The 10,227-nt window shown below is 62.9% G+C and carries 9 protein-coding genes; 7 read left to right on the forward strand and 2 right to left on the reverse strand.

What is annotated here, in order from left to right:
* Positions 1 to 297: 297 nt before the first annotated feature.
* Positions 298 to 1,842, reverse strand: a complete 1,545-nt coding sequence (locus IWX87_RS06315; RefSeq protein ID WP_196862663.1) for a YifB family Mg chelatase-like AAA ATPase — start codon at positions 1,840 to 1,842, stop codon at positions 298 to 300.
* A 225-nt stretch (positions 1,843 to 2,067) separates the two neighbouring features.
* On the opposite strand from IWX87_RS06315, the gene IWX87_RS06320 reads away from it, so the two are divergent.
* The 7 genes from IWX87_RS06320 (at position 2,068) to glcF (ending at position 9,233) form a co-directional block, all read left to right on the forward strand.
* Complete coding sequence (locus IWX87_RS06320; RefSeq protein WP_196862686.1) at positions 2,068 to 2,835, forward strand: TorF family putative porin; 768 nt, start codon at positions 2,068 to 2,070, stop codon at positions 2,833 to 2,835.
* Positions 2,836 to 2,885: 50 nt separating this feature from the next.
* On the forward strand, positions 2,886 to 3,224 hold the full coding sequence (glnK, locus tag IWX87_RS06325; RefSeq protein ID WP_196862664.1) for a P-II family nitrogen regulator: 339 nt from the start codon (positions 2,886 to 2,888) through the stop codon (positions 3,222 to 3,224).
* A 34-nt stretch (positions 3,225 to 3,258) separates the two neighbouring features.
* Entirely contained in the window at positions 3,259 to 4,785 is a 1,527-nt protein-coding gene (gene amt, locus IWX87_RS06330; protein ID WP_196862665.1) for an ammonium transporter, read from the forward strand.
* A gap of 144 nt (positions 4,786 to 4,929) precedes the next feature.
* Positions 4,930 to 5,856 carry an SMP-30/gluconolactonase/LRE family protein gene (locus IWX87_RS06335; protein WP_196862666.1) on the forward strand — a complete coding sequence of 309 codons (927 nt, stop codon included), beginning with the start codon at positions 4,930 to 4,932 and terminating at the stop codon, positions 5,854 to 5,856.
* A gap of 196 nt (positions 5,857 to 6,052) precedes the next feature.
* Positions 6,053 to 7,204 (forward strand): glycolate oxidase subunit GlcE, encoded by a 1,152-nt coding sequence (glcE, locus tag IWX87_RS06340; protein WP_196862667.1) that lies wholly within the window; start codon positions 6,053 to 6,055, stop codon positions 7,202 to 7,204.
* Positions 7,205 to 7,212: 8 nt separating this feature from the next.
* Positions 7,213 to 7,977 (forward strand): YoaK family protein, encoded by a 765-nt coding sequence (locus tag IWX87_RS06345; protein ID WP_196862668.1) that lies wholly within the window; start codon positions 7,213 to 7,215, stop codon positions 7,975 to 7,977.
* A gap of 8 nt (positions 7,978 to 7,985) precedes the next feature.
* A complete protein-coding gene (gene glcF / locus IWX87_RS06350) occupies positions 7,986 to 9,233 on the forward strand; it encodes a glycolate oxidase subunit GlcF (RefSeq protein WP_196862669.1) in 1,248 nt (415 codons plus the stop codon).
* Between the two features lie 142 nt (positions 9,234 to 9,375).
* Here the strand turns inward: glcF and IWX87_RS06355 are convergent, their stop codons facing one another.
* A complete protein-coding gene (locus tag IWX87_RS06355; RefSeq protein ID WP_196862670.1) occupies positions 9,376 to 9,861 on the reverse strand; it encodes a glutathione peroxidase in 486 nt (161 codons plus the stop codon).
* Between the last annotated feature and the right edge of the window lie 366 nt (positions 9,862 to 10,227).

Here is a 10,227-nt window from a genome sequence, read left to right on the forward strand (position 1 = left end):
GCAATAAAGCATTGGCTTGTTAGCTATAAAAATAGTAGCAAAAGAAGATTTTTTTGTAAACACTGATTGCCGGCAAGCTTTTGTGTTGATGGGTAACCCGGGCTCCGGAAAACCGCTGCGGTGTTGTCCCTGAAAAAGTGATTTCAGCAAGAGAGGCGTTTTTTTGAGAGTGTTTGCAAGCAAGAAAATAAATTTTATTTTCTTGCTTAAATTACTAAAAATAACTCCATTGATGAGTTTTGATCATGCTTCAAACTTGACTAAAAGCCGGGATTCCTGATCCTGGAGCCTTGTGCTTCAGTGCGCTGCCTTCAGGACGCGTCGATATTGCACCGCCTCGGCGACATGCGTGACCTGCACTGTTTTGGCACTGGCCAGGTCGGCAATGGTGCGCGCCACCTTCAGGCAGCGGTGAATGCCCCGGCCCGACCAGCCCAGCCGCGTTGCTGCCACATTGAGGAACCTGGCAGCAGCCGGGTCCAGCTGGCACTGGACGTCGATGGCCTGGCCTTCGAGCGCCTGGTTGGCGCTGCCCTGCCGGTCCATTGCGCGGTCCCGGGCCTTGACCACCCGACTGCGCACGGCCTCGGTGAATTCGCCCGGCGGCGCGTTCACCAGTTCATCGGCGGTAAGGCTGCCGACCTCCACATGCAGGTCGATCCGGTCAAGCAGCGGTCCGCTGAGCTTGCCCTGGTAGCGTGCAATGCCTTCGGGCGAGCAGCGGCAGGCGCGCAGGCTGGAGCCCAGGTAGCCGCAGGGGCAGGGGTTCATCGCGGCAATCAGTTGAAAGCGCGCCGGGAATTCCGCGCGCTGCGCAGCACGCGAAATCGTGATGTGGCCCGACTCCAGGGGTTCGCGCAGTGCCTCGAGCGCGGCACGGGGAAACTCCGGAAGTTCGTCAAGGAACAGCACGCCCCGGTGCGCCAGCGAGATTTCACCCGGGCGCGGTGGCGAGCCGCCGCCCACCAGCGCCACCGCGCTGGCCGTGTGGTGCGGCGCGCAGGTCGGCCGCACGGCCCAGTGGTCCAGCGTGAAGCGCCCGCCCAGCGAGGCGACAGCGGCGGTTTCCAGCGCTTCGTCGGTGGTCATGGCGGGCAGCAGGCCGGCAAAGCGCTGCGCCAGCATGGACTTACCCGAACCCGGCGCGCCCACCATCAAGATGCTGTGTCCGCCGGCCGCCGCGATTTCCAGTGCCCGGCGGGCGGCGGCCTGTCCCTTGACATCGGCCAGGTCGGGATAGGCGGGCTGCCGCGAAGGCGCGCTTGAAGCTGCGCGCGTCCAGCCGTCGCTTGCTTCGGGAACGGCATCGCCCGGCAAGAACTGCCTGACCACGTCAAGCAGATGCTGCGCGCGGTAGACCTCGGCCTGCGGCACCAGCGCGGCTTCCTGCGCGCTGCCTTCTGGCAGCACCAGCCGGGGCAGGGGTTGCGGCGCGCCGTGCGGCGGCCGGGCAATCGCCAGACTCATGGCCAGGGAGCCGCGTACCGGCCGCAGATCACCGCCCAGCGACAGCTCACCGGCAAACTCATAGCCCGCCAGCTTGCGCGCATCGATCTGGCCGCTGGCAGCCAATATGCCGAGTGCAATCGGCAAATCGAACCGGCCCGAGTCCTTGGGCAGGTCGGCGGGCGCCAGGTTCACCGTGATGCGCTTGTTGCCCGGAAACTCCAGCCCGGCATTCTGGATGGCCGAGCGCACCCGCTCGCGCGCCTCCTTGACCTCGGTATCGGCCAGTCCGACCAGTGTGAAACTCGGCAGGCCGTTGGCCAGGTGCACTTCAACGCACACCGGACGCGCTTCAAGTCCCAACAAGGCACGGCTGTGCACTAAAGACAGGCTCATTCGGTTGCTTTCTTATTTATGCATCAAAGTTGTGCGCATTGGACGCATCAAAACGGTGCGTAACATCTTGTAATCCTCTAGCGTAACCGGTAGCGGTTGCAATCGGCCAAGTGCTTGCAGGCGAGGAAAAAAGTAGCTGGCACGGTCCCTGCTAAAGCAATTCATCCATTTTTTAAAAATCCCGGAGTTGTCATGAATCCAATCACTGTTCCCCTGGCTTGTTGCATGTCTTTGATGCTGTCCGGCGCCGCCTTTGCCCAAAGCGCCGCACCTACCGAGCCTGCTGCATCGCCGTTGTCATTCAACCTCGCGCTGGCCAGCAACTACAAATTCCGGGGACAGGACCAGGATCAGTCGAAGACCAAGGCTTTCAAGCCTGCCCTGCAAGGCGGTGTGGATTACGCATTTGACAGCGGTTTTTACCTTGGCAACTGGAACTCGACGGTGAACTGGACCAAGTACCTGCCGTCAAACCCGAGCAACCACATTGAAATCGATATTTACGGCGGTTATAAATTCAATGCCGGGCCGCTGGCCATGGATGTCGGCGCCCTGACCTATCTCTACCCCGGCGCCAGCGGCGCCAACACGACCGAGGTTTACCTGGGGGCCGGTTACGGACCGGTCAGTGCCAAGTATTCGCATACGGTTTCCAAGGGCTATTTCGGCATTGGCAAGGAATTCCTGATCGGCGATGGACGCGGGACCGGCTATTTCAACCTGGCCTATGCCCAGGAACTCCTGCCCAAAGTCACCCTGAAGGCTTCCCTGGGCTTTACCAACTTCAAGAGCGGCGTGAATTCGGCCAGCCTGCCTGACTACATGGACTACAGCGTGGGCGCCAGCTATGACCTGGGCAATGGCCTGGCCTTGTCGGGCGCGCTGGTGGGCGCGGACAAGAAGTCGAGCTATGTCTATCCTGCCGTGGTGGACACCAGCGGCCGCTCCATCAATAAAAACACGCTGGTCGTGATGCTTACAAAAACCTTGTAGAGCGGCGGGATCTGTTGCCGCCCCGTTATTCATCCTGGAGGAAAACTGAAATGAAACTTGTCACTGCCATCATCAAACCGTTCAAATTGGACGAGGTGCGCGAAGCCCTCTCAGGCATGGGTGTGCAAGGCATCACCGTGACCGAAGTCAAGGGCTTTGGCCGTCAGAAGGGCCATACCGAGCTGTACCGGGGCGCCGAGTATGTTGTCGATTTCCTGCCCAAGGTGAAGATCGAGGCAGCCGTGTCCGAGGATCTGGTGGAACGCGTGATCGAAGCCATAGAGACCTCGGCGCGCACCGGCAAGATCGGCGATGGCAAGGTTTTCGTGTACGACCTTGAGCAGGTCGTGCGCATCCGTACCGGCGAAACCGGCAATGACGCACTCTAACGTCTCCCTCCTGAAATAAAAGAGAACCATTGCCATGAAAAAATTGATTGCTTCCCTGCTACTCGGACTGAGCTTGCTCGGCACCGGCGCTTTCGCTCTGGCGCAAACCCCGGCAGAAACGCCTGCCGCTGCTGCCTCCTCCTCCGTATCCGCGGCTCCCGCCACAACCACTGCCATGGCTGCACCAGCGGCTGCCGCAGTGGCTCCTGCCGCCGCAGCAGCCCCGGTGCCCAACAAGGGCGACACCGCCTGGATGATGGTCTCGACCATTCTGGTGATCCTGATGGTCGTGCCCGGCCTGGCGCTGTTTTATGGCGGCCTGGTGCGCAGCAAGAACATGCTGTCGGTGCTGATGCAGGTCATGGTGACGTTCTCCCTGATCGTCGTGCTGTGGTTCATCTACGGCTACAGCCTGGCGTTCACCGAGGGCAATGCCTTCATCGGCGGCTTTGACCGGTTGTTCATGAAAGGCATCTGGGACAACGTCGCCGGCACTTTTGCCAATGGCGCGACCTTCAGCAAGGGTGTGGTAATTCCTGAAATCGTGTTCGCCGCCTTCCAGGCCACCTTTGCCGGCATCACCTGCTGCCTGATCGTCGGTGCCTTTGCCGAGCGCATCAAGTTCTCCGCCGTGCTGCTGTTCATGGTCATCTGGTTCACCTTCAGCTACGCGCCGATGGCCCACATGGTCTGGTTCTGGATGGGCCCTGACGCCTACACCAGCCCGGATGTGGTGGACGCCATGACCAGCAAGGCCGGCTATATCTGGCAGTCGGGCGCGCTGGACTTTGCCGGCGGCACCGTGGTGCACATCAATGCGGCCGTGGCCGGTCTGGTCGGCGCCTTCATGGTGGGCAAACGAATTGGCTACGGCAAGGAAGCCATGGCACCGCACAGCCTGACATTGACCATGGTCGGTGCTTCGCTGCTGTGGGTGGGCTGGTTCGGTTTCAACGCCGGCTCGGCGCTGGAAGCCAATGGCTTTGCCGCCCTGGCCTTCATCAACACCCTGGGCGCCACCGCTGCTGCGGTGCTGGCCTGGTGCCTCGGTGAAGCGCTGATGCGCGGCAAGGCGTCGATGCTGGGCGCTGCCTCCGGTGCCGTGGCCGGCCTCGTGGCCATCACCCCTGCCGCCGGCAACGTCGGCATCGGCGGTGGTCTGGTGATTGGTTTTATCGCCGGTTTTGCCTGCCTCTGGGGCGTGCATGGGCTGAAAAAGCTGTTGGGCGCTGACGACTCGCTTGACGTGTTCGGCGTGCATGGCGTCGGCGGCATCGTCGGCGCGCTGCTGACCGGCGTGTTCAATTCGCCCGCCCTGGGCGGCCCCGGCTTTGTCGCCGACTGGGTGACGGCTACCGGCATCACTGCCGCCGACTACTCGATCGTCTCGCAAGTGTGGATCCAGGCCAAGGCCGTGCTGATCACGGTGGTGTGGTCGGGTGTCGTGTCTTTCATCGCCTACAAGGTCGTTGACCTGACCATCGGCCTGCGCGTCAACGAAGAAGACGAGCGCGAAGGGCTGGACATCACCTCGCACGGCGAAACTGCCTACAACCGTTAAAGATTGCTTGGGTTGAGAAGCTGACAGAAGTCTCCTTGAGAAGTTTGGCCCGCTGGCATCTCGCCAGCGGGCTTTTTTTTGCCGCTAAAGTCGCAGTTCGTGGCGAACCCCTTCGCTGTACCACACGCGTCCAAGGAGAGCAACATGCCCTGGCAAATCGCCATTTCACAGCCCAGCGAACTGGGCGAATCGCCGTTCTGGCACCCCGACGAGCAGCGTCTGTACTGGGTGGACATTCCCGCCCGGCAGGTCTGCCGGTCAACAGGCTCGGACGGCAGCGTCGAGCGCTGGACGCTGCCGTCCGAGCCCGGCTGCATCGCGCCGGCCCGCAGCAATGGCCAGAGCGCGGGCCTGGTCATCGCCCTGCGCGACGGCATCTACCGCGCCCGGCAGTGGGGGGGTGATCTGGTGCTGCTCGCGCCTGCGCAGCACGACCCGGCCACCACGCGCTTCAATGACGGCAAGGCCGATCCGCTGGGCCGCTTCTGGGCCGGCACGATTTACGAACCGCGCGATGCGGCCCGGGCGCAGCTTTTCTGCCTGGACGCCCGGGGTGGCCGCACGCCTTTCCTCGATGTCAAGGCGGCCGATGCCACCACGGCCAACGGCCTGGCCTGGTCGCCCGACGCGGCCACGCTGTACTGGGCCGACACGCCGAGCCATGCGGTTCGCGCCTGGGACTGGGATGGCGCCAGCAACACCCTCAGCCGCGAGCGCGTGTTCCGTGCATGGCCCGGCAAACCCGAAGGCTGGCAGCCGGGCAGTCCGGGTTATGGCGGCCGCCCCGACGGCGCGGCGGTCGATGCCGAAGGCAACTATTACGTCGCCATGTATGAAGGCGGGCGGCTGCTCAAGCTATCGCCCGCCGGCGAGCTGCTGGCCGAGTTCGGCGTGCCTGCGCAATGCCCGACCATGCCCTGCTTTGGCGGCGCCGACCGCAAGACGCTTTACCTCGCGACCGCACGGCACAACCGCCCGGCCGGCGAACTGCAGCAGTGGCCCGCTTCGGGCTGCGTGCTGTCGATGCCGGTCGAGGTGCCGGGGCTGCCGGTGAATTTCTTCATGGATTGACGGCCAATCCTTTGTTTATTGATAAAAACAGGCATTTGCGCACGCCAGTAAAGAATATGCAGCTATTTTATTGATAGCGTTCATTGAGATGATGTGACTCTCGCAGGCGACAGCCGCCAGCCTGCGAAAAAACCGCACACGCCGCATTCAAAAAAATCAAACCTCCTGAACGTCATGCACGCGTACCATTCCAGCCATGAATGCAGACACCGACATGACGACTTTGATGGCCACGCGCATTCGCGACGCGGCAAAGGCAGGCACGCCCTTGCGCATCCGTGGCGGCGGCAGCAAGGACTTTTACGGCCAAACGCTCAGCGGCGACGTGCTCGACATGGCCGATTATTCGGGCGTTATCAGCTATGAGCCGAGCGAGCTGGTCGTCACTGTGCGCGGGGGCACCCCGCTGGCCGAACTGGAGGCGCTGCTGGCCGAACAAGGCCAGTGCCTGCCGTTCGAGCCGCCGCACTTCGGCCCGCATGCCACGGTCGGCGGCATGGTCGCCAGCGGCCTGAGCGGCCCGGCCCGTGCCAGCAGCGGCGCGGTGCGCGACTACCTGCTGGGCGTGGTGCTGCTCAACGGCAAAGGCGAATGCCTGACCTTCGGCGGCCAGGTCATGAAAAACGTCGCCGGCTACGACGTCTCGCGCCTGATGGCCGGCACGCTGGGCACGCTGGGCGTGCTGCTGGAGTTGTCGCTCAAGGTGCTGCCGGTGGTTCCCGGCGAAGCCACGCTGATGTGCAGCGGCTTGAGCCAGCAAAAGGCGCTGAACCTGCTCAACCGCTGGGGAGGCCAGCCGCTGCCGCTCAACGCCAGCTGCTGGGTGCACGATGCAAGCGCTGCACCGGCACAGGACTTCTTGTTTGTTCGCCTGCGCGGTGCCCTGGCCGCCGTCGAGGCCGCGTGCCCGCGCATGGTGGCCGATGTGCAGGCGGCCGGTGGCCAGGCGGTGCCCATGGACAACGCGCAAGCCAGCGCCGACTGGATGGCCTGCCGCGAGCAAACCCTGCCGTTTTTCGCGCAGCCGCCTTCGCCTGATGCCTGCCTGTGGCGTCTGAGCGTGCCGCAGACCGCGCCGGCGATGGATTTGCCCTATGCCTCCCTGGTTGAATGGCACGGCGGCCTGCGCTGGCTCTGGGCGCCGGCGTCTGCGGCTGCGCAGCTGCGCCAGCTGGCCGCGCAGGCGGGCGGCCATGCCACCTTGTTCAGGCGCGCTGCCCTGATGCCGGAAAACGTGCCGGTGTTCACGCCGCTGTCTCCGGTGCAGTCGCGCATCCAGCGCGAACTCAAAAAGCAGTTTGACCCGGCCGGCATCTTCAATCCGGGCCGCATGCCGATGGACGGCTGAAGCAGCGCATGCGCCGTTTTCGCCACCTGACCAGCCAGCACCGGACGGCGTCCACCAACCGCCTGCTGGGCGGCATCCTGGCGTTCAATGCCGGTGCCATCAATGCCGGCGGCTTCCTGGTGGTGGCGATGTACACCTCGCACATGACCGGCTTTGCCTCGCTGCTGGCCGACAACCTGGTGCTGGGCAACATGCGCCTGGTGCTGAGCGCCATTGGGGCCTTGCTGGCCTTCACCTGCGGTGCGGCATTCACCGCCATTCAGGTGAACTGGGCGCGCCAGCATTCGTTGCGCAGCGAATATGCGCTGCCCCTGCTGGTCGAAGCCTTGCTGCTGCTGCTGTTTGGCCTGATGGGCGCCACGCTGAACCGCCAGACGCCGTTTGCCGTCCCGTTCACCGTGCTGGTGCTGTCCTTCACCATGGGGCTGCAAAACGCGCTGGTCAGCAAGATTTCGTCGTCGCAAATCCGCACCACCCACATGACCGGCATCGTGACCGACATCGGCATCGAGCTGGGCAAACTGTTTTACTGGAACCGCACGGCCAGCCCGTTCGAATCGCGCGTGCGCGCCAACCGCATCAAGCTGCGGCTGCTCGGCACGCTGCTGGCGGCCTTTATCGGCGGCGGCATCGTCGGCGCAGCGGGCTTCAAGCATGTCGGTTTCACCTGGGTCATTCCGCTGGCCCTGCTGCTGCTGGGGATGAGCCTGCCGCCGCTGTATTCCGACCTCGTGCGCATCATCCGGCGCAAAACCGCCCGTCAAAGTACCTGAAGAACACCATGCAGACACAACTCGCCCCCGAATTCCAGAACACACCCGACGGCCTGCAGGCCGAAGCCATCCTGCGCAAATGCGTGCACTGCGGTTTTTGCACTGCCACCTGTCCGACCTACCAGCTGCTCGGCGACGAGCTGGACGGTCCGCGCGGCCGCATCTATTTGATCAAGCAGGTGCTTGAAGGCGAAGTGCCAACGCGCAAGACCCAGTTGCACCTGGACCGCTGCCTGACCTGCCGCAACTGTGAATCCACCTGCCCCAGCGGCGTGCAGTACGGCCACCTGATCGACATTGGCCGCAAGCTGGTCGATGAACGCGTGCCGCGTCCGGCCAGCGACCGCGCCGTGCGCTGGGCGCTCAAGGAAGGCCTGCCGTCGCCCCTCTTCGCCCCTGCCATGAAGATGGGCCAGGCGGTGCGCGGCCTGCTGCCGCATTCGCTGAAGAACAAGGTGCCCGCCAAACAGGCCGCCGGCGCCTGGCCAACACGCTCGCATGCCCGAAAAATGCTGATGCTCTCGGGTTGCGTGCAGCCCGCGATGATGCCCAACATCAATTCGGCCACGGCCCGTGTGCTGGACGCTGCCGGTATCCAGACTGTCGTGGCGGCCAAGGCCGGCTGCTGCGGCGCGGTGAAATTCCACCTGAACGACCAGGACGGTGGCAAGGCCGAAATGCGCCGCAACATTGACGCCTGGTGGCCGCACGTCGAGAGCGGCATCGAAGCGCTGGTGATGAACGCCTCGGGCTGCGGCGTCACGGTCAAGGAGTACGGCTTCATCCTGAAGGACGATCCGGCGTATGCCGAAAAAGCCGCACGCATCAGCGAGCTGACCCGCGACCTGAGCGAGCTGCTGCCGGTCATTGCCGAATCGCTGCAGGCCAGCCGGCCCGACCTGGTGAAAAAAATCGCTGCCAGCGCGCCCAAACTGGCGTTTCATCCACCTTGCACGCTGCAGCACGGCCAGCAGCTGCGCGGCGGCGTCGAGCAGCACCTGGGCAGCCTGGGCTTTGACATCAAGGTGTCCCTGAACGAGGCGCACCTGTGCTGCGGCTCGGCGGGCACTTATTCAGTGCTCCAGCCAGAAATCGCCTACCAGTTGCGCGACCGCAAGCTGGCCAATCTGGGCGACATGGCGCCCGAGGTGATCGTGTCAGCCAATATTGGCTGCATCACCCACCTGCAAAGCGGCACGGCCACGCCGGTGCGGCACTGGGTTGAAGTGCTGGATTCGGCGCTATTGAATCAATAGCTGTCAGTGTTTGCCAGTATTGCGCAAACAGCCATTTTGTCTATGAATTGACAGGGTGGGGTGGGTTTGAAGCGAGACGCAAGCGACAGGTTTTCGCACCTGCGTTTGCATTTTCAGATTTCCCTGAACACCTTTCGCCGGCTCAGGCGGCCAGCGCGGCTTCAATGTCTTTGGCCAGGTCGGCCGGCTTGTCCAGCGGCGCATAGCGCTTCAACACCTGGCCGTCCTTGCCGACCAGGAATTTGGTGAAGTTCCACTTGATGGCCTTGCTGCCCAGCAGGCCGGGCGCCTCACTCGACAGCCACTGGTACAGCGGATGGGCAGCCGGGCCGTTGACATCGACCTTGGACATCATCGGAAACGTCACGCCGTAGTTGACCTGGCAGAAGCTGGCAATTTCGCTGTCCGGGCCTGGGTCTTGTGCGCCGAACTGATTGCACGGAAACCCCAGCACCGCCAGGCCTTTGCCGCCATAGGTCTTGTGCAGTTCTTCCAGGCCGCCGAACTGCGGCGTGAAGCCGCACTGGCTGGCGGTGTTGACGATCAGCATGACCTGGCCCCTGAAGGCCGACAGGGCCAGGTCCTGGCCGTCGATCTGGCGGGCTTGATAGTCGTAAATACTGGGCATGGAATCTCCAAGAATGAGGGCCTGACAAGAACCTGCTGGCAGGCGCCAGGGAATAACGTGTGCGGGGCAAGGCGTATTTTGCGCACCAACACAATGCGCTGCAACCGCAAGGGCAATGACCAACTGCACCTGGCTGGATCAGGGTGGTGCCAAATCCATGGCCGGACAGGCCATCCGCAGGTAAAAAAGATGGCACGCGTATTGCGTTCAACCCTTTTGCAAGAAAAGCGATTTGTACAGTTGATGTGCAAATGCTTCTAACGTAGGGGCACTAGTAGACAGTCAACCTGATTCGTTAATTAAAGTCTAAATTTTTCTGCTGGGTTACTTTTGCCAGTTTTGTGGGCGATATTCTCCGAAACCACT

It is taken from the genome of Polaromonas sp. CG_9.7, from assembly GCF_015752205.1.
In the GTDB taxonomy this organism is placed as follows: domain Bacteria; phylum Pseudomonadota; class Gammaproteobacteria; order Burkholderiales; family Burkholderiaceae_C; genus Polaromonas.